This is a genomic window from Polaribacter sp. HaHaR_3_91 (assembly GCF_019278525.1).
Lineage (GTDB): Bacteria > Bacteroidota > Bacteroidia > Flavobacteriales > Flavobacteriaceae > Polaribacter.
Genome location: NZ_CP058986.1, coordinates 3,866,580 through 3,891,915, shown reverse-complemented (window position 1 = coordinate 3,891,915; position 25,336 = coordinate 3,866,580). Strand labels below are relative to the sequence as shown.

The following is a 25,336-nucleotide window of genomic DNA, read 5'->3' as shown; positions in this document are numbered from 1 at the left end:
GGTTATTATAGTGTGTATTCAGTAACGCAATTGTTAGTAGTTAAATCTTCAGGAACCGTATAATTGGCTGTATTATATAAACGATATTCAGAAGTAATGGTACCTCCAAAAACTTCCTCATTTGTAAGGTTTAGTTTAAATTTTAGTTCAAAAATTCCATCACCAATTTCTTGGTAAGTACCTTCTCCAGAAATGGCAAAAGCATAGCTATTGCCATTTGTACCAGAGATTGTTAAAAATTGAGGGATTATTAAAATGGAGCCGTTAGTTGTACTTGTTCCGTTTTCTGGAAAAAATTCTATTGCCGGTGTTACGTTAAAACCAGGAGAGTTTACACGATCTGTACCTTCATTTGTAAAATATCTTTTTAGATTAAAAGAGTTTGTTGTAGTGCTTGAAATAGGACTGTCGAAACCTATTTGAAAGGCATGATGATAAATATCATCCGAAGTATCTGTAGTTCCTTTATCATCATAAAGTACCGCATTTGGGTTGGTTGCATCTACAACAATTGGGTAGGTAAATGCAAATGTAGATTGCCAAACACAAATACCATCTTCATTAAAATCGCTCCAATGTTCTAGGTAAGTTCTGTAAAAACTGTCTGATAAATTATAAAAATTTGCGGCAATATTTACGGAGTTGTCTCTAGCGGTTTTAATTGGTTTTACAATTTGTAAATTTTTGTTTCCGGTTGCATTGTAATTATCTGTATCATTTAATGTGATGATTGTTTGGTAAAGAACATCATCATTATTAATAGCTTCATTTAACGTTAAACGATACGTAATTGATGTTTTATTTTCGCCTAAATTTAAAGTAGTTAAAGTGTAATCAAATCCGTCTAAAAAACTAAAAATATCTAAATTTTCTATTTCTGAAGGAATATATCCGTTAGGGAAATTTACGGCAAAGTCAATTTGTTCACCTGGTGTACCTGTAATTTCAATTCTGTTCTCTAGAAATGTATAGGTGGTTGTAATAGGTTCTAAGTTAATAGTGAATTCCGTATTAGTTTCATTTGAATTTAAGTTGCCTAAATTTATAGAAGAATCTGATACCGATTCTAGATTTAGAACAATGCTTTCGTTACTAGACCAACGTTTGCCGAAGTTAATATAAATAGTATCGGTTAATTGATTGTTTTGAAATGAAACTTGATTTAATGGGCTTATGGTAAATAGATCTTCATTAGAGGAAGATGTAACGCTGTAATTTACGGTTACCTCATTTTCTAATGTGTAAGATGTTAAGGTTACAGGTACTTTTAAGGTGTTAATGCTTGTGTTTATATAATTAATACTTGGTATAATGGCGCTACTTACTTGTGGGTATTCGAGTGGTTCATTATTGCTGTTGGTTAAAAAATTAAACCGAACAAAACTTGGAACGTCATTAACTGTATTGTCATCATTTTTAGAGCATGAAAACAGTATCGCAAAAACAGTTGCTATGGCTAATATGGTTTTAGTATGTTTCATTTTGCTGTAAATTAGAGTTAAGTTCAATGTTACTATTTGGTATTGGAAGTATATATTTTCCTGAAGGATAATTTAAGTTACAAGTTTGCGATACGCAGTCTGCACCTCGTATTATATTTTGTTGAAATCTTGCTAAGTCGAATAAGTATTGAGTTTCAAAGCACATTTCTTTTCGGCGTTCTTGTAGAAGAATACCCTGTAAATCTGTCGTCTCTGTAAGTAGCGTGGCATTTGCTCTGCTTCGTAATATATTAATGTCGTCTTTACAAGCTTCTAGATTTTCAAGTCCTAATGAGGCTTCGGCTCTTATTAAATACATTTCACTTAATCTGATAGCTATAAAGCCTGGGTTATCTTGAAATTTTTTAGTAAAATAATATGGGCGGTCTTCTAGTTCACCACCAATTAAGGTTGGTAAATTAGCTTCAAGAAATAGCTGTCTACGTAAATCATTAGGTTCAAAAAGGTTTAATAAATCTTCCGAGGCTACATAATCCCCATAATCTGCTGTTGAGGTAAAACCATAGGAACTCGACAGTGAGCCTCCTACCGTACCACCATTGTCTCTCGGAATTGAAAACTCTAATAATACTTCAGAAATAGGTAAATCTGGTTTTTCCCATTCTGTTATATAATCATCCGAAGGTGTTAGTGTTTTTCCTGAATTGAAAATCACTTCATTTGCCAAATCGTAAGCATTTTGCCAATCGTATTGAGAAACGTAAACTCGAGCAAGTAAAGCTTGAGTACTTACTTTATTGAAATAAGAATATGTTGGTCCATCTAAAAGTAAAGTGTTGGAGTAGTTGTTTATTGCTGAAGTTAAATCGGCAATAATTAAAGTATAGGTTGTTGCTAATGTTTCTCTAGATGGGTAGGTGATGCCATTGGTTAAAGTGGTTTTATTATAAACAATGCCTAAATGACTAGCATCTGCAGTAAAACCATAATTTTGCGCATATATTTGAGATAATATAAAGTGAACATAAGCTCTAATGGTTAGGGCTTCGGCTCTTATTTGATTTTTTATATTATCATTAGAATCTGTTAGTGCATCCACATATTCTAGAATAAGGTTTGTTTGGTTTATAATATCGTAGCAGTCATCATAAAACCCGTCTAAATTACTGTCATCTGCTAAATCTGTAAAGTTGTAAACGTTTTCTATATTAAAAGGCACCGTAATTTGTCCAGTATTACTTCCGGTTTCTGTTGGTGTAAAGGTGATATTGCCAGATTGCATATCGGCGTAAGTAGCATAGCGCTCGCCTCTCACGTTGGATTCTAAATTATCGTAAGCACCATTTAGTGCGGTTACCACACCGTCCGTAGTATTTAATAATTCGGTAATAGAAGTTTGAGATCCTGGTTCTTGTTCTAAAAAACCACTGCAGTTATAAAAGGTTGCAATTAACACTGTTAAGAAGTATTTAGAAAGTTGTTTTAGTTGTTTTTTTTGTGTCATCATCACCTTAAAATTTTGCATTTACTCCTATTGAAATTGTTCTCGCTTGTGGGTAGGTAAATCTAAATTCATTAATACCATTTCTGCCATTTAAACTTTTTTCTTTGTACCAGTAAAGGACATTAGAAACATCTGTATATACAGATAAGCCATCTAAAAAACTTAGACTATTTTTAGGAAAGCTATAGTTTAAATTCACGTTACTTATTCTTAAAGACGTAGCGTCGTACAAGTATTTATCGTAGTTAGAAATGGTTGGGTTATTGCTGGTTACAATTGGGTTAAGAGCAACATCTCCTGGAGTTCTCCAATAATCGTACGCATTTACAGATAGATTTCTGTTTGAAGTAATATTGTATTTGGCAATAAGTTCATCTTCTGCTAAATAATCACCGCCTATTTGAAAGCTTCCTCGAATGGATAAGCTTATATTATTGTTGAAGGTAAACGTGTTATTGAACCCTCCGTAGGCATCGGGTTGATAATCACCTATTGGAACCCAATCGGCACTGGTAAACAAACTGTTGTAAGTTATGGCGTCGTAAATTTCGCCATCTTTTTTAAGTAAGTCACGCCCTGTAGCAGGATCGATACCTGCCCATTTAATACCCCAAATAGTAGAAGTGCTGTAGCCTACTTTTTGTGCTAAGGCAATTTCTGAAACTGAAAATTCATTACCCAATCCTTTCAGTTCTGTAACTTCACTTTGTAATGTAGAGATGTTAAACGAGGTAGTCCATTTAAAATTTTCTTTTTGAAACCATTTAAAATTTGTTGATAGCTCTAGGCCTTTGTTGTACATGCTTGCAGCATTAATTTGTATAGAGTTATATCCGGTTTCAGAAGGTATACTTCTACTTGTAATAAGATCTTGAATATCGTCGTAATAATATTCAAGCGTTAAACTCACCGTGTTTAAAAAGTTGAAGTTTAAACCCGCATTAAATTTTTTATTCTTTTCCCAACTCAATTCACCGTTAGGAGCAGCCGATGGGTAGGCGATATCTAAGTTATTATAACCATTATCATTAATGGTGTATAAGCCTTTAGAGCGATAAGATCCTATTCTAGAGTTTCCTGTAGTTCCGTAACTTAGTTTAAGTTTTAATAAATCAATCCAATTATTAGCTTCTAAAAAATTCTCGTTAGATAAAATCCAGCTTACCCCAGCGCCTCCTGTGTAGGCCACATTGGTGTCGTCTCCGAAAACAGAACTTTGGTCACGTCTAAAATTTGCTAGAATAAAATAGCGTTTTTTGTAATTGTAATTAAGTTGCGAAAAGAGTGAAACTTTAGAGTTGTTGCTAATATCCGAGCTGTAAGTTTGATTTCCTGTAGATTCATTCTCGGTTGTGGATGGGGCGTCATCCTGAAGGGCATCGGTAACCTCGTTTATAATGTTTGGGTTTACAAATCCTCGTCCGGAAGCATAATTAAAGTCTACATTTTCTTTTGTAAGTTCAATACCAAAGATACCGTCGAAAGCATTGTTTTCGTCTATTTGTTTATTGTAAAGTGCGCGTGTTTGCCAGTTCCACTTATTGGTGTGCCTATTATTTATTAAACGACGGCCATAGATTGGATACGACGTACCATTTAGTGTAAAACTACCATTAACTTGACCACTTTCATTTTCTCCCGAGAAATAGCGGTCTTGTTCTTTATCACTATATGAAAGACCAAATAAAGAGGAAATATTTAAGTCTTCTGTTATATGATAGGAAGCTTGTAGACTTCCTAAAATACTATAAGTGTTTGAAATGTTTTTGTTTTGGTCAATGGCTGCTAATGGATTTCCTAAGCCAGTAATCCCAACATTGGCATAAGAACCGTCTTCGTTATAAGGAGATAAGTTTGGTGCAAAAGCATAGCTGTAATATATGTTTGGAGCGTTTTTTGATACGAAGCTTGGACTTAGTGTTAAATTTAGGTCGAATTTCTTATGTTTATATCCTAAATTTATATTCGCATTTAGTTGTTTGTTGGTGTTTCCTTTTTGAGGCTCATCTATTTTTTTAAAAGATAAACTTGTGCGGTATGAAAAGGATTCTGAAGCTCCAGAAACACTAAAATTGTATTTATTATAAATTCCTGTACCATTTAATAAATTAAACCAATCGGTATCTACACCATTATAAGCTATAGGAGTGTAGCCTACTGTTGTGTTTTTTAAATACTCATTTCGCAGTTCGTTGTATTGAGATCCACTTAAGTATTTAATTTGATTAATTGCAGAGGAAACTCCTAATTGTGATGAGAAACCAAATTTTGCAGGTCCTTTTTTCCCTTGCTTGGTAGTAATTAAAATAACACCATTGGCCGCATCAGCTCCATAAATACTAACTGCAGCGGCATCTTTTAAGACAGTAAAACTTTCTATGTTTTCTGGAGAAATTTGAGATAAAGGGTTCGATAAATCTTCGGAAGAACTTCCGTTAGCGTCAAAAAAGTCATTATCTATCGCCATTTCTTCGGCCATAATAACACCATCAATAATAATAAGTGGTTGTGTAGAAGTACCGTATATAGCACCATTTAGAGGGGTTAAACTACCTTGACCTCGAATGTTAATACTTACTGGGCCGCCAATACCAGATGTGTTTTCTATATAAACACCCGCTATTTGTCCGTCTACCATTTTATCAATACTTTCAGAGGCCTGTTCTATAGCAATGTCTTTAGAATTTAAGGTTTCTATACTTCCAACAACTTCCTCTCTTAGTTTTTTTGTTCCATAAGAAGATGTAATGACAACCTCCTCTAAAGTATTTCTAGATTCTTCTAAATAAAAAGTAAATTGAGATTGGTCTGCTACTACAACGGTTTTTGTTTTCATACCTAAGTAAGAAACTTCTAAGACAATGTTTGCAATATCATTTCCCTTTAATAAATAAGTGAATTGACCATCCATATTTGTGATTGCTCCAATTCTAGAATCTTTAATTAAAATGCTAGCTCCTGGAAGTGGTAAATTGTCTTCTGCTGTATACACAATTCCTTTTATGATTCTTGTTGTTTTTTGAGGTTTAGCAGCTTGTTTTTCAATAAGTAAAATCTGCTTATTTTTAATTACATATGTCAGCGTTGTATCTTTTAATAATTTTGATAAAACTTCTTCTAAGCTGTTGTTGATTGCTACCAAACTAACTTTTTGATTCGTGTCTATTTTAGCGATATTATAAATAACGCGATAAGATGTTTGATCTTCGATTGTTTTTAGAACAGTACTTAGTGGTTGTTCTTTTATGTTGATAGAAATTGGTTTTGTTTGCGCAAAGGCATTTTGATAAAATAATATAATTCCTAAGGAGAGAATTAGTTTTTTTATATGGGGAGTAAAAATATGCTTCATATTAATTGCTACTAATTATTATTTGGTTGTCTTTAATAGTGTACTCAAAATAGGTATCGAATTTTAGTAAGTCTAAAATGTTTTCTATTGTTGAAGTTTTAAAGTTGATGGTTCCGCTAAATTCTTGAGATTCTAATAGCTTGTTATTATTAATGATTCTTACATTAAATGCACGCTCAAGTTTTTTAGATATTTCGCTGAAATGTGAAGCATCTAAAATATATTCTCCATAAACCCATGAAGTATAAAGATCTGTATTTACCTCTTCGATTTTAAATGGTATATTTTCGTTATTCCAGCTAGCTTTTTGATTAGGAATTAATAAAGAGTTGTAATTTTCATTAGACACATCTACAGAACCCTCTACTAAAACACAACTATAATTTGTAGTATTAGAATAAGCACTTATATTAAACTTGGTACCTAAAACTTTCACATCAACATCGGCTATGTTTACTATAAAAGGTCTAGTAGCGTCTTTTTCAACTTCAAAAAATGCTTCACCTTCTAAATAAACAAGTCTGTTACCAGCTGTACTAAATTGTTTAGGGTATTTAAACGTAGTACCAGAGTTTAAGTGTACTGTTGTTCCGTCTGAAAGTTTTACTTTAAAAGTTTTTCCTAAAGGGATATTTAGGGTATGATAAAGTGTAGGACTTGTAGTAGAAGTTTTTTTATAAATGATTTCGTCTTTATTATGTTCAGCGATAACTTGGCCAGAAGAATTTATAATATTCTCATGATCATATTTTATTTTAATGCTATTATCTTTGTCTTCAGTTTGTAAAACAATACTATTTTCTTCTATTAGGTTGTTGTTAACACTGCTTGTGTGATAGTAATATTTTCCAATGCTTATAAAAATTATTATTGCGGCAGCATATTTAAGCCATTTTTTATATGTAAATGTTTTTGTGCTTCTTATTTTCTTTTGGACTTCTTGCCAATCTTTTTTCTCTGTGTTTGCTGATACAGAAGTTAATACCCATGTTTTTTTTAAGGCAATAAATTCTTTTTTGTTAGCATTTGATGCTTCAATCCATTTAAAAATCAATTCAACTTCTTTTTCGGAAGCTTCGTTATTTAAATATTTTGTTATTAAATTCGAAATCATTTTAAAGTAATGTTGATTTAATGTTGGTGTTTCTTTCTTTTTGTTGCATATAAGTTAGTACACTTCAGTTTTAGATAACCCTATGATATAATATTATAGTTATTTAGATTAATTAAAAATAAAGACAAAAGTATTCTGTTTTTGTAATTAGAACTATGAATTACTAAAATGTTTTAAAGAATAGTGGCTATTGTTGGTTAGCAAGGATGATGCTAACTAGTATAAGTGGTAGGTAATCAGATAGTTTTACTCTTAAAATTTTTAAAGCTTTGGTCATATGCGCTTCTACTGTTTTTAGGGTAATATTTAATTCATCAGCAATCTCCTGATTTTTTTTGCTTTCAAATCTTTTTTTTAAGAAAATAACTCTTGTCTTCTCTGGTAAATCTTTTATAGAATCAGAAATCAAATTTTCTAACTCCATTAAGGTTAGGCTGTCAAAATTAATAGCATTTAATACATCAAGATCTAATGCACGTTCTTTATCGTTTAAAGTTTTACTTTTAAAACGTTCTTTTACTTTGTTGTGTCTAATTGTATTAAGGCATTTAGATTTAGCAAAGGTGTACAAAAAAGATTCAATACCGTTTATTTTTTCAATTTTAGCTCTATTAAGCCATAGGTTTAGAAAAGCTTCTTGTGTAATGCTTGAAGATTGTGATTTGTCATAAATGAATTGTATGCAAAACCCTAAAATATGACTATGGTGTTTATTAAAAAAATACTCAAAGGCCTTCTCGTTACCAAGTTGAAAATTTTTAAAATGCCGTATTTCGAGTTTACTATAATCTTTCATGGGGAATACCTAAATTAACCAATTTCGTTGAAATAGGTAATAAGAGAACAAAAATAAAATTTTTACCAAAATAATGGATATTTCAATTAAAATGTATCGATTTTTAAATTATTTTTTTCTTTTTGTACTTTCTTTTATTGGTAAAAAAAAAGTTCATGTTTTATAAATAGAATTACGGATGTTGTTGAGGTTTTATTTTTTATATCTATTTATTATAAAAAAAGCGAGTCTAAATTAGACTCGCTTTAAGCATCAAAGTATGGCAGTAGATTGATGATAAAATTAATTACTCTTATATTGTAAAATCTTTTTTGTATGTTCTGTTATTACAATTAATAATCACCTTATAAGCTCCTTTTTCAGTTTCAGACAATTTGTAAACTCTATTTAATACTTTTTCTCCAGTCACTTTATCAGAAAGGATAATTTTATTGTTGTAATATAAAGTTACATTTAAAGGAATGTTATCAAATTCAATTTTAGAAATTAAAACTAAATTTCCTTCTGTTCTAATTACTGGTTTAAAGATTATTTCATTTTCATTTTTATGAAAAGTAACAAAACCATCTTTTACCTCAAGCTTCTTAACAAGAATTTCGAAGTCTTTTTCTAGTTCTGTTGTGTATAAGCCATCTTCTAAATTCGTTAAATCGAAAGTTTTAGTATAGTTTCCAGAACTTTGTAATACCTGTTTATATATTGTTATTCCATATTCATTTTTTATTGTTAAAGCATCGCCTTTCTTTACGGCTTTGTACTCAACTTTAACTCTTTCAACAGCTACTGAATTTGTAGGTTTTGTGTTGTCGTTTGCGTAACTAATTAATGTTCCAAACATTAATGTTACTACTAAAATTGTTTTAATTACTGTTTTCATTTTTTTCTTATTTAAAGGTTAGTAACACTGCAAAGGTAAGATGGAAGTTAAGCTCCTAAAACATCATAATTGGTATATTTGTATGTTATTTTATCAGTTTAAGTTAGTGTTAATAAATTGTAAGGTTAAAATAGAATATATTTGTGTTAATTTTATTTTCTATAAAAAAGTGTTTTAAAATAAAAAGCGAGCCCTTTTGGACTCGCTTTTATCATCAAATTATAGCAGTAATTTAACGAAACAATTAACTAAATTTTTATAATGTAAAATCTTTAATGTAAGTTCTGTCGTCTGAGTTAATAACAACTTTGTATGCTCCTTCTTCCGTTTCAGATAATTTATAAACTCTATTTAAGATTTTTTCTCCTTCTACTTTATCAGAAAAAATAATGTCATTATTGTAGTATAAAGTTACATTTAAAGGTTGGTTGTCAAATTCAATTTTAGAAATCAAAATTAAATTTCCTTCTGTTCTAATTACTGGTTTAAAAATTACTTCCTTTTCTTTTTTATAGAAAGTTACAAAACCATCTTTAATTTCAAGTTTCTTAATAATAATTTCGAAGTCTTTTTCTAGTTCGGTAGTATATAAACCATCTTCTAAATTTGTTAAATCGAAATTCTTAGTAAAGTTTCCAGAACTTTGTAGTACTTGTTTATATATCGTTATTCCGTATTCATTTTTAATAGTTAAAGCATTCCCTTTTTTTACATCTTTAAATTCTACTTTAACTTTTTTAACGGCTACTGAATTAGTAGATTTCGTGTTGTCGTTTGCATAACTAATTAATGTTCCAAACATTAATGTTACTACTAAAATTGTTTTAATTATTGTTTTCATTATCTTCTTATTTAAAGGTTAGTAACGCTACAAATGTACAATGGTAGTTGAGTTTTAAAAACATCATAATTGCTGTATTTATGTGTTATTTTATCATGTTTGATTGATGTTAATTAATCGTTAAGTTAATATAGAGTATATTTATGTTAATTTTATTTTCTGTAAAAAAGTATTTCAAATAAAAAGCGAGTCCTATTGGACTCGCTTTTACCATCAAATTATAGCAGTAATTTGACGAAACAATTAACTAAATTTTTATATTGTAAAATCTTTTGTATAAGTTCTTTCATCAGAACTAACAACTACTTTATAAGCACCAACTTCCTTTTCAGATAATTTGTAAACTCTTTGTAAAAGTTTGTCTCCAGATATGGTTTCAGATAGTACAGCTTCATTATTATAATAAAGAGTAACTTTTAAAGGTTCATTGTTAAAATTAATTTTTGATATTAATAATAATTCACCTTCAGTTCTAATGATTGGTTTAAATATTTTTTCATCTTTATTATTTAAAAATGTAACCAATCCATTTTCAAGATTAAATTGTTTAATAACAATTTCGAAGTCTTTATTTAACTCAGCAGAGTAAATTCCATTTTCTAAAGCAGAAAAATCAAATGTTTTAGAATAGTCTCCAGAATTTTGAATTTCATTATTGTAAACAGTTAAACCGTTACTATTTTTAATAGTTAAAGTCTGACCTTTTTTTACATTATTAAATTCAACCTTAACAGTTTTCTTTGCTTCTTTATAATTGCTATTGTCTTTTTCGTTTGCGTTAGTTATTAATGTTCCGAACATTAAAGCAACTAATATAATTTTCTTTATTTTCATTTTATATATCATTTATATGATTAATAACACTGCAAATTTATGACAGAAGTTTTGTCTATAAAACATCGTAATTGGTGTTTTTGTGTGTTATATTAACAATCGTATTTCTGTATTGAATTTAGGTATGTTAATATTGAATATGTTTGTGTTAATTTTATACAATAAAGATTTTTAGTCTATATGTTTATAAACATAAAAAGCGAGTCCTTTTGGACTCGCTTTTACCATCAAACTATAGCAGTAATTTGACGAAACAATTAACTAAATTTTTATATTTTAAATTCTTTTGTATAAGTTCTTTGATCAGAATTAATAACTACTTTATAAGCACCAACTTCCTTTTCAGATAATTTGTAAACTCTTTTTAAAAGTTTGTCTCCAGATATGGATTCAGAAAGTACAGCTTCATCATTATAGTAAAGAGTAACTTTTAAAGGTTCATTGTTAAAATTAATTTTTGATATTAATAATAATTCACCTTCAGTTCTAATGATTGGTTTAAATATTTTTTCATCTTTATTATTTAAAAAAGTAACCAATCCATTTTCAACATAAAATTGTTTAATAACAATTTCGAAGTCTTTATTTAATTCAGCAGAGTAAATTCCGTTTTCTAAAGCAGAAAAATCAAAAGTTTTAGAATAGTCTCCAGAATTTTGAATTTCATTATTATAAACAGTTAAACCGTTACTATTTTTAATAGTTAAAGTCTGACCTTTTTTTACATTATTAAATTCAACCTTAACAGTTTTTTTTGCTTCTTTATAATTGGTATTGTCTTTTTCGTTTGCGTTAGTTATTAATGTTCCGAACATTAAAGCAACTAATATAATTTTCTTTATTTTCATTTTATATATCATTTATATGATTAATAACACTGCAAATTTATGATAGAAGTTTTGTTTAGAAAACATCATAATTGGTGTTTTTATATGTTATATTAACAAGTGTGTTTGTTTGGTAGATTTACACATGTTAATATAGTGTAGGTTTATGTTAATTTATGCAATAAAGGTTTTGTCTAGATGTTTTATAAACATAAAAAGCGAGTCCTTTTGGACTCGCTTTTACCATCAAACTATAGCAGTAATTTGACGAAACAATTAACTAAATTTTTATATTTTAAATTCTTTTGAATAAGTTCTTTCATCAGAACTAATAACTACTTTATAAACACCAGTTTCTTTTTGAGACAATTTGTAAACTCTTTTTAAAATTTTGTCCCCAGATAAGGTTTCAGAAAGTACAGCTTCATCATTATAGTAAAGAGAAACTTTTAAAGGTTCATTGTTAAAATTAATTTTTGATATTAATAATAATTCACCTTCAGTTCTAATGATTGGTTTAAATATTTTTTGATCTTTATTGTTTAAAAATGTTACCAATCCATTTTCAACATTAAATTGTTTAATAACAATTTCGAAGTCTTTATTTAACTCAGCAGAGTAAATTCCATTTTCTAAAGCAGAAAAATCAAATGTTTTAGAATAGTCTCCAGAATTTTGAATTTCATTATTGTAAACAGTTAAACCGTTACTATTTTTAATGGTTAAAGTCTGACCTTTTTTTACATTATTAAATTCAACCTTTACAGTTTTCTTTGCGTCTTCAGTATTGATGTTTTCGTTTGCATAACTAATTAATGTTCCGAACATTAAAGCAACTAATATAATTTTCTTCATTTTATTTGTCATTTATATGATTAATAACACTGCAAATTTATGGCAGCAATTCTGTTTAGAAAACATCTAAATTGGTGGGTTTATGTACTAGATTAACTGTTATTTTTATGTTAAAAGAAAGTAAAGATAATTTAGTCTATAATTTTGTTAATTTTATACAGCTTTTTAGTGTTAAGTGTCGTAAATTTGCCGTTAAATAGTACTATTTATGAACGTTAAACCTACTTTAGAGAAAATTAGTCCCGATTTTGGAAGCTCAATACTTGTAAAAAAACATACAGAGTTTTTGAAGCAAATAAAAGCATTCTGGCATTTTCACCCAGAAATCGAATTAGTTTATGTGAATAAGGGAAAGGGTAAAAGACATATTGGTAATCATTTGTCTTACTTTAATAATAGTCAGTTATTATTAATAGGATCTAATTTGCCACATAATGGTTTTACAGATAGACTAACAACCAATGGTTCTGAAACCTTGGTACAATTTAAACCAGACTTTTTAGGAAATGAGTTTTTTGAAGTTCCTGAAATGAAACCTATTAGTATTTTATTTGAAAAAGCCAAAAAAGGAATTCTTTTTGGTGTAAAAACAAAACAAAAATTAGGTCCAAAAATTGAAAAATTATCTGAAAAAGAAGGTTTTAAACAAGTGTTGATTTTGTTAGAAATTTTGCATACACTTTCTAAATCAGATGATTATACTTTATTGAATGCAGATGGTTATGCTTTTGAGACGCAACCACAAGACAGTAGTAAAATAGATGTAATCTTTAAACATATAAACGAAAACTTTAACCAACATATTAGTTTAGATGAAATTTCTGATCTTGTAAGTATGACGGTTCCTGCGTTTTGTAGGTTTTTTAAGAAAACAACAGGTAGAACGTTTACTAAATTGGTAAATGAATATAGAGTTGTACATGCAACTAAATTATTATCTGAAAGCCAAACGAGTATTACAGATATTTGTTTTGAATGTGGTTTTAATAACTTTTCTCACTTTAATAAATTGTTTAAAGAGTTTACAGGTAAATCTGCTTCAAAATATAGAAGTGAAATGATGAGTTTAATTCAGAATTAAGCTTTTCTAATTACTTCACTCCATTCCATTCATCATCAAATTGCTTCAGAAATAATTCCATAAAAGAATGTCTTTCTGCAGCAATTTGCTGTCCAGTAACAGTATTCATTTTATTTTTTAATAGCAATAATTTTTCGTAGAAATGATTGATTGTTGGAGCGGAAGAGTTTTTATACTCTTCTTTAGTCATATTTAGATTTGGTGGAATTTCTGGGTTATACAAAGCCCTGTTTTTAAATCCACCATAATTAAAACAACGCGCAATACCAATGGCTCCAATAGCATCTAATCTGTCTGCATCTTGCACAACTTCTAATTCTTTAGAAGTAAATTTTTTACCACTAGTTTCTAAAGAGTTTTTAAAAGATATGTGTTTTATTATATTTATAACATGCCCTATTATGTCTTTAGAAACGTTTTGTTCTTCTAAAAATTTTGTTGCTATTTTAGGACCAACAGATTCGTCTCCATCATAAAATTTAGGATCTGCAATATCATGCAATAGCGCACCTAAAGAAACTATAAAAGCATTTACATGTTCATCCTTAGAAATTAAAACTGCATTTTTATAGACACGTTCTATGTGAAACCAATCATGTCCGCCTTCGGCATCTTTTAAGGTTTCTTTTACAAATTTTATAGTATTTAGTATGATGTTGTCTTTATCCATGTTACAAAAGTAAAAAATCTCAGATTAACATGAACCTGAGATTTTAAATTTTAAACTAGATACTTGTATCTATTACTTTTTATAAATAGCCATTACAGGGATATCAATATGATTGATTAAATCTTCTGCTAAACTAAAGGTAAATAAACGTTGGTATAAGTTGCGTTCTTGATTTAATAAGCAAACCATGTCTATTTTATTTTCGGTACAATAATCTGTTAAAGATGTTTTTAAATGTAAAGTATCAATAGACACAAATTTGGTTTTTTTATGTTTTAAAGTTAAGTTCTGTCTAAAGTTATCCATTAATGGAGAAATAGATTCACCATGAGCTAAATCGAAATGTACAACGTGTAATTGAGCACTAAACTCTTTAACAACTTTGGTTATTTTCTCTAAAGGTTCAATTTCTTCATCTCTATAATCTACCAAGAACATAATATTGTCTAGAGAACCATCAAATTTTGCGTTTTCTGGAACTGCGATTACAGGTTTGTCTATTTCTTCTAAAATTTTAATGGTATTGGTTTCCATAAAAATATTAAAAAGGCTGCTATTTTTTCCTTTGCTAGTTCCCATTATAATGATGTCAATTTTGTCATCACGTTTGGCAACATATTTAAATAGAGAATCGGAAAAAACACCTTCATCAACAATGTATTTTACTTTTAAGTCTCCTTTTTTACTTGCTTTTATCAGCTTTTGAAAAGGCGGAAATTTATCTTTTTTATTTCTAAAATTATCAATGTCAATTTTTTCGTAAATAGATTGTGTTTTTTCATCTACCGATATGTCTTCATGATAGGCATGATATATAATTAAGGTAGCATCTAGCTTTTGTGCGTATTCCATTGCATACGCAAAGGCATTTAAAGAAATTTCTGAAAAGTCTGTTGGAAATAATATGTTTTTCATAATTTTTATTTTTAGAAAGATACTTCGAGATTTAATTCGTAAATATTATTTTCGTTTGATGTTTTGTTGTTATGTTCTGCATTTAGTACCAATCTTAGATATTTGTTTACAGTATAAGAAAGCCCTCCAATAAAACGTTTTGTATTCGCATCGTCTAAAGTTTCTAAATGAAAGGAGTCATATCTTGCCCAAAGAGCTAAAGGTGATTTTTTAATTTTATATTCTCCAAAAAAACTATATCCATCATTTTCAATTGCTTTACTAAAATCGTTTTCATCTACATATTCTCCTCTAAAATCACCTATACCGCTGTGCATTTGTCCTGTTAAAGTTAATTGTTTTCCTGTATAGGCAATAAACCCTAATACCTGATTAAATTGAGGATTGTACTCACTATTTCCTCTTCCAACATTAAAATAACCACTTATATGTAATTCTGGTAATTTATTGGCAAACGGTCTAACAGTTAAACGTCCCGAAAACACTTTATTATTGTTATTCTCTTCACCTGAATATCCTCCACCATTAAACAAACCTACTACATAACTTACGTATTTACCAGGCATAGCACCGTTTACTTCTTTTAGAAACTCCTTATCCATTGCAGGACCAATATTTCCTCCGTAGGTGATACCGAAATCAGCAGAATTAAAAATTCTATTTCTTTCAATAAACATATTGTCTTGTACTCTGTAGGTATTTATTTTTTGTTCAAAATCTAACCAAGGTGTATGTACCATACCAACTTCTACCCAGTTTCCTGTAAAAACATCACTATTAAAATTTGGTTTTGCTTTTACATATAAATATTTTAAACGCGTTTCTATATTTCCGGCATCGGGTCCATCTCTATCAACAGTTAAATCCATCGTATAACGTACCGAATAGGTTTTGTTTAGGTCTTTTTTTAAGGTGAAATAACTCCTTTTTAAAACAAAAGCACTCTGATGATCGTTTGTAATACCTATTTCGTCATCTGCCTGTGTTTGAGAAATACCATCTCTATAAGCGATAAACCAATTACCAGACATTTGAAGAAAATCTGCAATAGTGATTCCTTTTTCATCGGTATCTATTCCGTTTTTTTGGCTTTGTGCCATTGTTAAATTCGTAAAAGAAAGTAGACAAACTAATATAATGCAAGTTTTAAATTTAAAATACATTGGTTTTAATTTAGAATGATTGTTAAATTGAAGTTGCTATAAATTTTACACCATACACAAGTGCAATACTTACTATAAGGCCTATTAATACCTTAAATAAATCTACTCCTAAACTTTTAAACATATCTCTACGAGCTTCGTTTTTACGCAATACAAAGTTTAAGGCAATTTCTCTACCTGCTAAAATTCCTATAAACACCCAAGTTGTGCTCATTGGTACATTGTTTAGTTCTTTAAAGTAGAATAAAACAATACCATACGTAAAGTCTATTAATGTAGCAGATCTTATATCTACTGTATTTGTTTTAGAGCGAATGATGCTTTGTATTGCACCTCCTTTAGATTTTATAATGTAAGCCAAAAGACCTAAAATAATAACTAAAGAACCTATTAACTCCCAAACACTTAATTGTCTTGGTAAGTACACATAAATATTAGCAAAGTCTTGAATTAGCCATTGCGACCATAAAAAACCTGTAGATAACCATTGTAAGGCTGTCCAAATATTTCTTTGTTTTTCTGTAATTGGGTTTTCAATAAATTTCTTTTCAACCGATTTAGAGATAATTAGGTATAAAACAATAGATGCTGTTAGCGCAAGTAAATAACCAGAAACAGATTTTGTAACCATATCTTCTAAATTCTTTGCATTAAAAAATGTAAGAATTAAAAAAGAGGTACTTACCGGTATTCCAGTACGTGTTAACAGCATTAAAACAATAGGAGGTAGAATGTAGTACCAAGCAAATGGTTGTGGTAAAGGATATTTTGCCAACCTTCCGTAAGAAACATCCCCATTATGAGTAACGTAACCGTAGATTAATGTTACAGCAAGTATACCACCAGCAAAAAGCCATAGAACCCACCATTTTTTACGTTCGTTAGAACTTAAAAAGGTTCCTAATGTTTGTATGGTGTCATTTCCTACAACAGAATAAGCTGCTAAGAAAAACCCTAAATACATTACTGTTAATTCCATAGGTAAATTAAATTAGTTATAATTTAACTCAAAGGAATACTATTACAAAACAGTAAATGTTAAGTAATTATTATTATACTATAAAGTTTGGGGTAGTAGAAGTTATTTTCTTAAAGCCAGTTCCTTTTTTATGTTTTTGATATCAACATACATATAAATAGACATCGGTATAAAAAACAAAGGTAAAAAGGTATGAAAAGAAGTACCGTTTTCAATGGTAGAAAAAACAGCAAATACCACCATTAAAAGAATGACAACTATTTTAATAATAAAAAAGTTTTTTTGCTTTTTTAGTTTCGTTATAAGTTCTTCTTTGGTGTATGTAGAAAATTCTGAAGCCATAATAAGTAATGTTATTGAAAAAAAAATCCACCTATATTATTAAGTGGATTTTTTTTGTATAATATAATTTTAGAAGCCTAGCAAAACTCTTCGTAAGCCTGTGCTAAATTCTGTGCAATCATTTGTGCAGATCTTCCTTCAATATGATGGCGCTCTAACATGTGCACCAATTTACCATCTTTAAACAAAGCCATTGCTGGAGATGATGCTGGAAAAGGAATCATAAACTCACGTGCTTTTTGTGTAGATTCTTTTTCTACACCTGCAAAAACAGTTGTTAAGTTTGTTGGTGTTTTATCTGCTCCTAAAGAAGCAATAGCACCTGGTCTTGCCGTACCTGCAGCACAACCACAAACAGAGTTTACCACTACCAAAGTAGTTCCTTTTTTAGACATTGCGTTTTCAACGTCTTCACTTGTATATAATGCTTCAAAACCTGCGTTAATTAACTCATCGCGCATTGGTTTTACTAATTCTTCTGGATACATATTTTCTAATTTTAAAATGCAAAGATAGGTATAAGTTAAAGAAAAGTCAACTTTATAAAAATAGTTGTCTCAATAGAAATATCAATAAAATTGATGCCTTTTTATATCAATAGAAATGATTGTCTATTCTTTGGGCATGCCCATTTTTAAAACAAAGTTCCGTTTACACTGCACTTTTTTTAAAAATCGTCAGGCTTTCAGCACTCGCTTTTTTTGAGAAAAACAAAAAAGAGCTCAAACAAATGCTTCAATCCTTCATGCAAAGGAGTACTTGCCAATTACATAAAATTTAAAACCTTTTAAATTTCAACTAAATATCTTTGTAACTTTGTAGCTTCAAATAAAAAATAAATAATGGGAAGTTTTACAAAATGGTTAGGAGCAGGATTAGGATTTACTTTTGGAGGTCCAATAGGTGCAGCCATTGGTTTTGCAGTAGGTAGTTTTGTAGATGGTTTTTCTATAAAAGACCTTACACAAGAACAACTAGATTACGAAAGAACCAGACAATCTAGTGGTAGAAGTAGTGCTGCAGATACACAATCTGGAGATTTTGAAATGAGTTTATTGGTTTTAGCATCCATAGTTATAAAATCTGACGGAAAAGTAGATCAGCGAGAATTAGACTTTGTACGTTCTCAATTTGTTGGGATGTATGGTAAAGAAAGAGCTAACAATGCCTTTAAGCTTTTTAGCGGAATTATAAAAAAGGAAGTTTCTGCGCGTCAAGTTTGTATACAGATTAGACAAAATATGTCTCACGCATCTCGTTTACAATTATTACATTTCTTATTCGGTATTGCAAAAGCAGACGGCTTTGTAGCAGCGTCTGAAATAGAAGAAATTAGAAAGATGGCAGGTTATTTGTACATCAACCAAAACGATTTTGAGTCTATAAAAGCAATGTTTCATGATGCTTCAGAAAACGCTTATAAAATTTTAGATCTAGAAAAGACAGCTACAGATGCAGAAGTAAAAAGTGGTTATAGAAAAATGGTAAAAAAATACCATCCAGATAAATTACAAGGCTTAGGAGAAGAGCATTTAAAAGGTGCGAATGAAAAATTCCAAAGCATACAAGCTGCGTATGAAAAGATAAAAAACGAGAGAGGTATGTAGATATCATTTTAAGTTTTAAAGTAACAAAATTAAAGAGTTACAAAGTTGCAGCGTTTACGAAGTTTGGCATTTCGTTTCTTCTCAATTTTGTAACTTTTTTTATGCTTTGTAACTTCTTTAGAAACAAACTTAAAAATTAGAAGAATTTCAGTAAATTCGCAATCTTATTAGAAAAGACAGAAAATGAAAGCGAAATTTCCTGAGTATAAAGGACTTGACTTACCAAAAGTAGCAGAAGAAATCTTAAGCTATTGGCAAGAAAATAACATCTTCGAAAAGAGTGTATCTTCTAGAGAAAATGCAAAACCTTTTGTATTTTTTGAGGGCCCTCCTTCTGCAAACGGACTTCCTGGAGTTCACCATGTTTTAGCAAGAGCTATTAAAGATATTTTTCCACGTTATAAAACTATGAAAGGTTACCAAGTAAAGCGTAAAGCTGGTTGGGATACACATGGTTTACCTATAGAATTGGGTGTAGAAAAAGAATTAGGAATTACCAAAGAAGATATTGGAAAAACTATTTCTGTAGAAGATTATAATGCAGCTTGTAGAAAAGCAGTAATGCGTTATACCGATATTTGGAATGACTTAACCAATAAAATGGGGTATTGGGTAGATATGGAAGATCCATACATTACCTACGAACCTAAATATATGGAGTCTGTTTGGTGGTTGCTAAAAGAAATTTACAATAAAAAATTAATTTACAAAGGATATACAATTCAGCCTTATTCGCCAAAAGCGGGTACAGGTTTAAGTTCTCACGAATTAAATCAACCAGGAACATATCAAGATGTAACTGATACTACAATTGTTGCACAATTTAAAGCTGTAGAAAATACGCTTCCAGACTTTTTACAGAATGAAGGAACGGTTTATTTTATCGCTTGGACAACAACTCCTTGGACGTTGCCATCTAATACTGCATTAACAGTTGGACCTAAAATTGAATATGTTTTAGTAGAAACTTTTAATCAATATACCTTTGAACCAATCAAAGTAATTCTTGCTAAGAAATTAGTTGGAAAACAATTTGCAGGTAAAAATAATGTTGAAGTAGGAACTACAGAAGAATTATCAACATATAATTCTGGTGATAAAAAAATACCTTATCACGTTATAAAAGAATTTGTTGGTAAAGATTTAGTAAATATTAAATACGAACCAGTTTTAAATTACTGTTTGCCAAATGACAATCCAGAGGATGCTTTTAGAGTAATTTTAGGAGATTTTGTAACAACAGAAGACGGAACAGGAATTGTACATACAGCACCAACTTTCGGTCAAGATGATGCTTTGGTTGCAAAACAAGCGGTACCACCAATTCCGCCAATGTTGGTAAAAGATGAAAATGATAATTTAGTTCCTCTAGTAAATTTACAAGGTAAATTTAGACCAGAAATGGGCGAATTTGCAGGTAAATATGTAAAGAACGAATATTATCCTGATGGTGAAGCGCCAGAAAGATCTATTGATGTTGAGTTGGCTATTAAGTTAAAGACAGAAAATAAAGCCTTTAAGGTAGAAAAATACAAGCACAGTTATCCAAATTGTTGGAGAACTGATAAGCCAATTTTATATTATCCATTAGATTCTTGGTTTATTAAAGTAACTGATGTTAAAGATAGAATGCACGGTTTAAACAAAACCATTAACTGGAAACCTGAATCTACAGGAACTGGTCGTTTTGGAAACTGGTTGGCAAATGCAAACGATTGGAATTTATCTCGTTCTCGTTACTGGGGAATTCCATTACCAATCTGGAGAACAGAAGATGGTAAAGAAGAAATTTGTATTGGTTCTGTTAAAGAATTAAAAGAAGAAATGGCAAAGGCTGTATCAGCTGGCGTTTTAGCAAAAGATATTTTTGAAGATTTTGAGGTTGATAACAACTCAGAAGAAAACTATGCAAAAATAGATTTACATAAAAACATTGTGGATGAAATAGTATTAGTTTCTGCAAGTGGACAACTAATGAAACGTGAAAGCGATTTAATTGATGTGTGGTTCGATTCTGGTTCTATGCCGTATGCACAATGGCATTACCCTTTTGAAAACAAACAAAAAATTGATGGAAATGAATCTTTTCCTGCAGATTTTATTGCAGAAGGAGTAGATCAAACCAGAGGTTGGTTTTATACTTTACACGCAATTGCAACGATGGTTTTCGATTCTGTAGCGTATAAAAACGTTGTTTCTAACGGTTTAGTTTTAGATAAAAACGGACATAAAATGTCTAAACGTTTAGGAAATGCAACAGATCCTTTTACAACATTATCTACCTATGGTGCAGATGCAACACGTTGGTACATGATTGCAAATGCAAATCCTTGGGACAATTTAAAATTCGATTTAGACGGAATTGAAGAGGTAAAACGTAAATTCTTCGGAACTTTATATAATACCTATTCTTTCTTTACTTTATATACAAATTTAGATGGTTTTTCTTATGAAGAAGCAGATGTTCCTTTAGAAAAAAGACCAGAAATAGACCGTTGGGTTTTATCAGAATTACATACTTTAATTGCAAAAGTAGATAAGTTCTACGAAGAATACGAACCAACAAGAGCTGCTAGAGCAATAAGTGACTTTACACAAGATTACTTAAGTAACTGGTATGTGCGTTTAAGTAGAAGACGTTTTTGGAAAGGAGATTATCAAACAGATAAAATTTCTGCATATCAAACGTTGTACACTTGTATGAATACAATTGCAAAATTAGCGTCGCCAATTGCGCCGTTCTTTATGGACAGATTGTATCAAGATTTAAATTCTGTAACGGGTAAAGAAACATCAGAAAGTATTCACTTATCAGATTTCCCTGTATATGATGCAAGTTTTGTAGATAAGAGCTTAGAGCGTAAAATGGAAAATGCACAAATTATATCTTCTTTAGTTTTATCACTTAGAGCAAAAGAAAAGATTAAAGTGCGTCAACCATTACAAAAAATTATGATTCCTGTTGATAATGAACAACAGAAAGAAGAAATTTTAGCGGTTGCAAATCTTATCAAAAATGAAGTAAACATTAAAGAAATTCAGATTTTAGATGATGCTTCAGATATTTTAATCAAACAAATAAAACCTAATTTTAAAACTTTAGGGCCTAAGTTTGGAAAAGACATGCGTTTTATTGCTGCTGAGGTGCAAAAGTTTAACCAAGAAGATATTAACAAAATAGAAAAAGATAAAAACATTTCTCTTGAGGTTAATGGAAAAAATATTATTTTAGAACTCTCAGACGTAGAGATATCATCTAAAGACATAGAAGGGTGGTTAGTTGCAAATGAAGGGGCGTTAACAGTTGCTTTAGATGTTACCATAACAGAAGATTTGCGTAAAGAAGGAGTTGCCAGAGAATTGGTAAATAGAATCCAAAATGCACGTAAAGACACAGGTTTAGAAGTAACAGATAGAATAAAATTAACGGTTTTAAATTTCGAGAACTTACAAAAATCTATCACGGATAATAAAGACTACATAATGAGTGAAACATTAACTAAGGAATTGGTTTTTGTAGATGAGTTAAATAATGGTACAGAAATTGAATTTGATACCATAAAAAGTAGAATATTAATAGAAAAAATGTAAGATTTATGTCAGACGTAAAACAAAAATATTCAGCGGAAGACTTACAAGAGTTTAAAGCAATTATAGACAAGAAGATAGCAAGAGCAAATGAAGATTTAGCGTTGTTAAAAGCTGCTTATAAAAATGATTCAGATAACGGTACAAATGATACTTCACATTCATTTAAGTCTTTTGATGAAGGTTCTGAAGTGATGAACAAAGAAGCAAATGTTCAGCTAGCTATTAGACAAGAAAAGTTTATTAGAGACTTAAAAAATGCTTTGTTACGTATAGAAAACAAGACGTATGGTGTTTGTAGAGTAACAGGTAAATTAATACAGAAAGAACGTTTAAGAATAGTACCTCATGCTACTTTAAGCATAGAAGCTAAACGCAAACAATAATAAATTACTTATCATAATTAAAAAGCTTCTTTAGGGAAGCTTTTTTTGTTTTTATAACTTTACGATTATGTTTAATAGAAGGCATCTGAAAATAGTGTTTTTCTTTTTATTGATTTCTACCCACATTTTATCTCAAAAGAAAGTGGTGAAAAAGTTTGAAACTCAATTAAAAGAAATAGAAATTTCTACACATGGTTTAGATAGTTTTGTAATAGAAAATTCTGACTCTAACTTTATAGAAGTCTATTTAATTGCAGAAAATATAACAAAACAACATATTCTTTACAAGGAAGAGTTTAACACCTTAAAGATTCAATTTGAAATACCAGAAAGTTTACCAGAAGATAAGGTGTTTAGAAAATTTATAACAGAACGATTACAAAGAGCAAGTGTAGTTCTTAAAGTTCCAGGCAATAAAAAGATTACTGTTTTTGGAGATGAAATAAATATTGAATCTAAAAGCTATAAAGGAGATTTAAATATTTTTATTGAAAAAGGAATTTTAAAATTGCATACAATTATTGAGAATTTAGCAGTAAAAATGTATGCCGGAAATTTATATGCGAGTTCAAATAACACTAGTATTGATATTGTTTCTAATATGGGTAAAATAGTAATTAACGATGTTTTAGTTGAAAAAACATATCAGAAAAGAGTAGCAAAATCTATGAAAGAAATTCGTATAAACTCTGCAAAAGCTAATATTTTCTTAACAGCCGAATAAACGCAATATTATTGTTATTTTTGTGAACACAAATTAAAAACAGATGTCAAAAAAGAGTCTTGCTATTCTAATTATTTTTATCGCAATTATTTTAGATCAAGTAATTAAAATTTATGTTAAAACACATTTTATTTTAGGTGAAGAAGTGGTTGTTTTCGATTGGTTTAGAATCCATTTTACAGAAAACAATGGTATGGCAATGGGGTTTGAGTTTGGAGGCAAAGGAGGAAAACTCTTTTTAACCTTATTTAGATTGATTGCAGTATCTGGAATTATCTATTGGTTAATACAAAACATTAAAAAGAAGGTACACAATGCCGTAATTATAGCGATTGCTTTAATCTTTTCTGGAGCAGTTGGTAATATCATCGATTCTGTTTTTTACGGAATTATTTTTGATGGATCTAACCACAAAATAGCAACACTATTTGCAGATAAACCTTATGGAGAATTATTTCATGGTAGAGTGGTAGATATGTTTTATTTTCCTTTATGGCAAGGTGTTCTGCCAGATTGGATTCCTGTTATGGGTGGAGAAATGTTTACTTTTTTTCAATATATATTTAATCCTGCAGATGCTTTTATAAGTATTGGTGTGGCTTTGTTGTTTATTTTTAGCAAACAAGCTTTTCCTAAAGAAGAGAGAGTTTCTTTAAAAGAATAATCTTTTATATCTTTAAAGAAAGTTTAAGAATATGAATAGCTTTCTAAAATACCTGGCTGTTTTTCTTTTTGGTTTTTTTATCGCCAAATTTTGGTACGATAAAAAAGAGAGGAATCATAAACAAGAAGAAATACAAGTAGTCGTAACTTCTATTAAGAATTTGAGTAAGCTTGTTGTTTCTAAAGGAACTTTTTCTGAAGTTTATAATTACTCAGACTCTAAAAAATACTTTTACGATTATCTTTCTTTTGATAAAAAAGCTATCGTAACTGTAAATGCGACTGTAGAGGTTGGTTATGATTTATCTAAATTAGAAATTCAGATAGATTCTGTAGGTAAGAAAATTTACATCAATAAAATACCGAAAGAAGAGGTTGTAATTTCTCCTGATATAAAATATTTCGATTTACAACAAAGTCAGTTTAATACTTTTTCTAAGTACGATTTGAATAAAATTAACAAAACAAGTATCGAAAAGATTAAAGAAACTATTGAAGTTACAGATTTAAAAGAAAAAGCAAAAATAAGATTGTTAGAGGAGTTGTCTAAAATCTATCAACTTTCTGCAGTTTATAATTGGCAAGTTATAGACAATACCAATTCTGGATTTTTAAGTAATTTTAAAAATTAAGTTTAAAAAAGCCCTCAAAAATAAATTTGAGAGCTTTTACATTGTGTTTATGATCCTTTTTTATTAAAATCTATCCTTAGCTCTTTAGAGACTTGAAACTTGAGCCTTTAAAGCTGCATATTTACCATAGTTTATTATAAACTT

General features: G+C 29.7%; 23 protein-coding genes. 7 read left to right on the top strand and 16 right to left on the bottom strand.

Translation table 11 applies throughout. From position 1 onward, the window contains the following. Positions 1-5: 5 nt before the first annotated feature. From H0I27_RS16215 to H0I27_RS16170, 10 genes are all read right to left on the bottom strand, one after another. Positions 6-1,481: a hypothetical protein gene (locus H0I27_RS16215; protein ID WP_218731681.1), complete on the bottom strand. Its 1,476-nt coding sequence runs from the start codon at positions 1,479-1,481 to the stop codon at positions 6-8. Beyond that, positions 1,468-2,949 (bottom strand): RagB/SusD family nutrient uptake outer membrane protein, encoded by a 1,482-nt coding sequence (locus tag H0I27_RS16210; RefSeq protein WP_254712697.1) that lies wholly within the window; start codon positions 2,947-2,949, stop codon positions 1,468-1,470. The genes H0I27_RS16215 and H0I27_RS16210 overlap by 14 nt, the downstream gene beginning before the upstream one ends. Before the next feature lie 4 nt (positions 2,950-2,953). Continuing rightward, positions 2,954-6,298 carry a SusC/RagA family TonB-linked outer membrane protein gene (locus H0I27_RS16205; RefSeq protein WP_218731679.1) on the bottom strand — a complete coding sequence of 1,115 codons (3,345 nt, stop codon included), beginning with the start codon at positions 6,296-6,298 and terminating at the stop codon, positions 2,954-2,956. A 1-nt stretch (position 6,299) separates the two neighbouring features. Next, on the bottom strand, positions 6,300-7,412 hold the full coding sequence (locus H0I27_RS16200) for a FecR family protein (protein WP_218731678.1): 1,113 nt from the start codon (positions 7,410-7,412) through the stop codon (positions 6,300-6,302). A 187-nt stretch (positions 7,413-7,599) separates the two neighbouring features. Then, entirely contained in the window at positions 7,600-8,208 is a 609-nt protein-coding gene (locus tag H0I27_RS16195) for an RNA polymerase sigma-70 factor (protein ID WP_218731677.1), read from the bottom strand. Between the two features lie 292 nt (positions 8,209-8,500). Further along, the gene (locus H0I27_RS16190; RefSeq protein ID WP_218731676.1) at positions 8,501-9,085 is read right to left on the bottom strand and encodes a hypothetical protein; all 585 of its coding nucleotides are present in this window, start codon (positions 9,083-9,085) and stop codon (positions 8,501-8,503) included. A gap of 256 nt (positions 9,086-9,341) precedes the next feature. Further along, a complete protein-coding gene (locus H0I27_RS16185) occupies positions 9,342-9,926 on the bottom strand; it encodes a hypothetical protein (protein WP_218731675.1) in 585 nt (194 codons plus the stop codon). A 255-nt stretch (positions 9,927-10,181) separates the two neighbouring features. Next, the gene (locus H0I27_RS16180; protein WP_218731674.1) at positions 10,182-10,760 is read right to left on the bottom strand and encodes a hypothetical protein; all 579 of its coding nucleotides are present in this window, start codon (positions 10,758-10,760) and stop codon (positions 10,182-10,184) included. Positions 10,761-11,029: 269 nt separating this feature from the next. Next, positions 11,030-11,608 (bottom strand): hypothetical protein, encoded by a 579-nt coding sequence (locus H0I27_RS16175; protein WP_218731673.1) that lies wholly within the window; start codon positions 11,606-11,608, stop codon positions 11,030-11,032. 267 nt (positions 11,609-11,875) lie between these two features. Beyond that, positions 11,876-12,442 carry a hypothetical protein gene (locus H0I27_RS16170; protein WP_218731672.1) on the bottom strand — a complete coding sequence of 189 codons (567 nt, stop codon included), beginning with the start codon at positions 12,440-12,442 and terminating at the stop codon, positions 11,876-11,878. Positions 12,443-12,650: 208 nt separating this feature from the next. Between H0I27_RS16170 and H0I27_RS16165 the strand changes: the two genes are divergently transcribed. Continuing rightward, positions 12,651-13,523 (top strand): AraC family transcriptional regulator, encoded by an 873-nt coding sequence (locus H0I27_RS16165; protein WP_165731806.1) that lies wholly within the window; start codon positions 12,651-12,653, stop codon positions 13,521-13,523. Positions 13,524-13,533: 10 nt separating this feature from the next. On the opposite strand, the gene H0I27_RS16160 is transcribed toward H0I27_RS16165, so the two are convergent. The 6 genes from H0I27_RS16160 to H0I27_RS16135 form a co-directional block, all read right to left on the bottom strand. After that, complete coding sequence (locus H0I27_RS16160; RefSeq protein ID WP_218731671.1) at positions 13,534-14,193, bottom strand: HD domain-containing protein; 660 nt, start codon at positions 14,191-14,193, stop codon at positions 13,534-13,536. 72 nt (positions 14,194-14,265) lie between these two features. Next, positions 14,266-15,108, bottom strand: a complete 843-nt coding sequence (locus H0I27_RS16155) for a universal stress protein (RefSeq protein ID WP_218731670.1) — start codon at positions 15,106-15,108, stop codon at positions 14,266-14,268. Positions 15,109-15,119: 11 nt separating this feature from the next. Beyond that, entirely contained in the window at positions 15,120-16,208 is a 1,089-nt protein-coding gene (locus H0I27_RS16150; RefSeq protein ID WP_218731669.1) for a hypothetical protein, read from the bottom strand. Between the two features lie 85 nt (positions 16,209-16,293). Next, positions 16,294-17,250 carry a hypothetical protein gene (locus H0I27_RS16145; protein ID WP_218731668.1) on the bottom strand — a complete coding sequence of 319 codons (957 nt, stop codon included), beginning with the start codon at positions 17,248-17,250 and terminating at the stop codon, positions 16,294-16,296. A gap of 102 nt (positions 17,251-17,352) precedes the next feature. Further along, the gene (locus H0I27_RS16140) at positions 17,353-17,592 is read right to left on the bottom strand and encodes a hypothetical protein (RefSeq protein ID WP_218731667.1); all 240 of its coding nucleotides are present in this window, start codon (positions 17,590-17,592) and stop codon (positions 17,353-17,355) included. A gap of 77 nt (positions 17,593-17,669) precedes the next feature. Then, complete coding sequence (locus H0I27_RS16135; RefSeq protein ID WP_165731812.1) at positions 17,670-18,080, bottom strand: BrxA/BrxB family bacilliredoxin; 411 nt, start codon at positions 18,078-18,080, stop codon at positions 17,670-17,672. A gap of 354 nt (positions 18,081-18,434) precedes the next feature. Here H0I27_RS16135 and H0I27_RS16130 point away from each other — a divergent pair, with 354 nt between their 5' ends. The 6 genes from H0I27_RS16130 (at position 18,435) to H0I27_RS16105 (ending at position 25,192) form a co-directional block, all read left to right on the top strand. Next, a complete protein-coding gene (locus H0I27_RS16130) occupies positions 18,435-19,199 on the top strand; it encodes a TerB family tellurite resistance protein (protein WP_218731666.1) in 765 nt (254 codons plus the stop codon). Between the two features lie 183 nt (positions 19,200-19,382). Next, positions 19,383-22,790 carry an isoleucine--tRNA ligase gene (gene ileS / locus H0I27_RS16125; RefSeq protein ID WP_218731665.1) on the top strand — a complete coding sequence of 1,136 codons (3,408 nt, stop codon included), beginning with the start codon at positions 19,383-19,385 and terminating at the stop codon, positions 22,788-22,790. A 5-nt stretch (positions 22,791-22,795) separates the two neighbouring features. Continuing rightward, entirely contained in the window at positions 22,796-23,173 is a 378-nt protein-coding gene (locus tag H0I27_RS16120) for a TraR/DksA C4-type zinc finger protein (protein WP_165731815.1), read from the top strand. Between the two features lie 145 nt (positions 23,174-23,318). Continuing rightward, on the top strand, positions 23,319-23,897 hold the full coding sequence (locus H0I27_RS16115) for a hypothetical protein (RefSeq protein ID WP_218731664.1): 579 nt from the start codon (positions 23,319-23,321) through the stop codon (positions 23,895-23,897). 43 nt (positions 23,898-23,940) lie between these two features. Continuing rightward, positions 23,941-24,561 carry a lipoprotein signal peptidase gene (locus H0I27_RS16110; RefSeq protein ID WP_218731663.1) on the top strand — a complete coding sequence of 207 codons (621 nt, stop codon included), beginning with the start codon at positions 23,941-23,943 and terminating at the stop codon, positions 24,559-24,561. Positions 24,562-24,592: 31 nt separating this feature from the next. After that, positions 24,593-25,192 (top strand): DUF4230 domain-containing protein, encoded by a 600-nt coding sequence (locus tag H0I27_RS16105; RefSeq protein WP_218731662.1) that lies wholly within the window; start codon positions 24,593-24,595, stop codon positions 25,190-25,192. Positions 25,193-25,336 lie beyond the last annotated feature (144 nt).

What these genes read in the sequence shown, in the direction of transcription:
- H0I27_RS16190 (WP_218731676.1), bottom strand. Translation starts at nt 9,085, where the DNA reads ATGAAAACAGTAATTAAAACAATTTTAGTAGTAACATTAATGTTTGGA.
- H0I27_RS16130 (WP_218731666.1), top strand. Translation starts at nt 18,435, where the DNA reads ATGGGAAGTTTTACAAAATGGTTAGGAGCAGGATTAGGATTTACTTTT.
- H0I27_RS16180 (WP_218731674.1), bottom strand. Translation starts at nt 10,760, where the DNA reads ATGAAAATAAAGAAAATTATATTAGTTGCTTTAATGTTCGGAACATTA.
- H0I27_RS16150 (WP_218731669.1), bottom strand. Translation starts at nt 16,208, where the DNA reads ATGGCACAAAGCCAAAAAAACGGAATAGATACCGATGAAAAAGGAATC.
- H0I27_RS16185 (WP_218731675.1), bottom strand. Translation starts at nt 9,926, where the DNA reads ATGAAAACAATAATTAAAACAATTTTAGTAGTAACATTAATGTTTGGA.
- H0I27_RS16210 (WP_254712697.1), bottom strand. Translation starts at nt 2,949, where the DNA reads ATGATGACACAAAAAAAACAACTAAAACAACTTTCTAAATACTTCTTA.
- H0I27_RS16200 (WP_218731678.1), bottom strand. Translation starts at nt 7,412, where the DNA reads ATGATTTCGAATTTAATAACAAAATATTTAAATAACGAAGCTTCCGAA.
- H0I27_RS16140 (WP_218731667.1), bottom strand. Translation starts at nt 17,592, where the DNA reads ATGGCTTCAGAATTTTCTACATACACCAAAGAAGAACTTATAACGAAA.
- H0I27_RS16145 (WP_218731668.1), bottom strand. Translation starts at nt 17,250, where the DNA reads ATGGAATTAACAGTAATGTATTTAGGGTTTTTCTTAGCAGCTTATTCT.
- H0I27_RS16155 (WP_218731670.1), bottom strand. Translation starts at nt 15,108, where the DNA reads ATGAAAAACATATTATTTCCAACAGACTTTTCAGAAATTTCTTTAAAT.
- H0I27_RS16165 (WP_165731806.1), top strand. Translation starts at nt 12,651, where the DNA reads ATGAACGTTAAACCTACTTTAGAGAAAATTAGTCCCGATTTTGGAAGC.
- H0I27_RS16110 (WP_218731663.1), top strand. Translation starts at nt 23,941, where the DNA reads ATGTCAAAAAAGAGTCTTGCTATTCTAATTATTTTTATCGCAATTATT.
- H0I27_RS16195 (WP_218731677.1), bottom strand. Translation starts at nt 8,208, where the DNA reads ATGAAAGATTATAGTAAACTCGAAATACGGCATTTTAAAAATTTTCAA.
- H0I27_RS16215 (WP_218731681.1), bottom strand. Translation starts at nt 1,481, where the DNA reads ATGAAACATACTAAAACCATATTAGCCATAGCAACTGTTTTTGCGATA.
- H0I27_RS16120 (WP_165731815.1), top strand. Translation starts at nt 22,796, where the DNA reads ATGTCAGACGTAAAACAAAAATATTCAGCGGAAGACTTACAAGAGTTT.
- H0I27_RS16205 (WP_218731679.1), bottom strand. Translation starts at nt 6,298, where the DNA reads ATGAAGCATATTTTTACTCCCCATATAAAAAAACTAATTCTCTCCTTA.
- H0I27_RS16105 (WP_218731662.1), top strand. Translation starts at nt 24,593, where the DNA reads ATGAATAGCTTTCTAAAATACCTGGCTGTTTTTCTTTTTGGTTTTTTT.
- H0I27_RS16160 (WP_218731671.1), bottom strand. Translation starts at nt 14,193, where the DNA reads ATGGATAAAGACAACATCATACTAAATACTATAAAATTTGTAAAAGAA.
- H0I27_RS16135 (WP_165731812.1), bottom strand. Translation starts at nt 18,080, where the DNA reads ATGTATCCAGAAGAATTAGTAAAACCAATGCGCGATGAGTTAATTAAC.
- ileS (WP_218731665.1), top strand. Translation starts at nt 19,383, where the DNA reads ATGAAAGCGAAATTTCCTGAGTATAAAGGACTTGACTTACCAAAAGTA.
- H0I27_RS16175 (WP_218731673.1), bottom strand. Translation starts at nt 11,608, where the DNA reads ATGAAAATAAAGAAAATTATATTAGTTGCTTTAATGTTCGGAACATTA.
- H0I27_RS16170 (WP_218731672.1), bottom strand. Translation starts at nt 12,442, where the DNA reads ATGAAGAAAATTATATTAGTTGCTTTAATGTTCGGAACATTAATTAGT.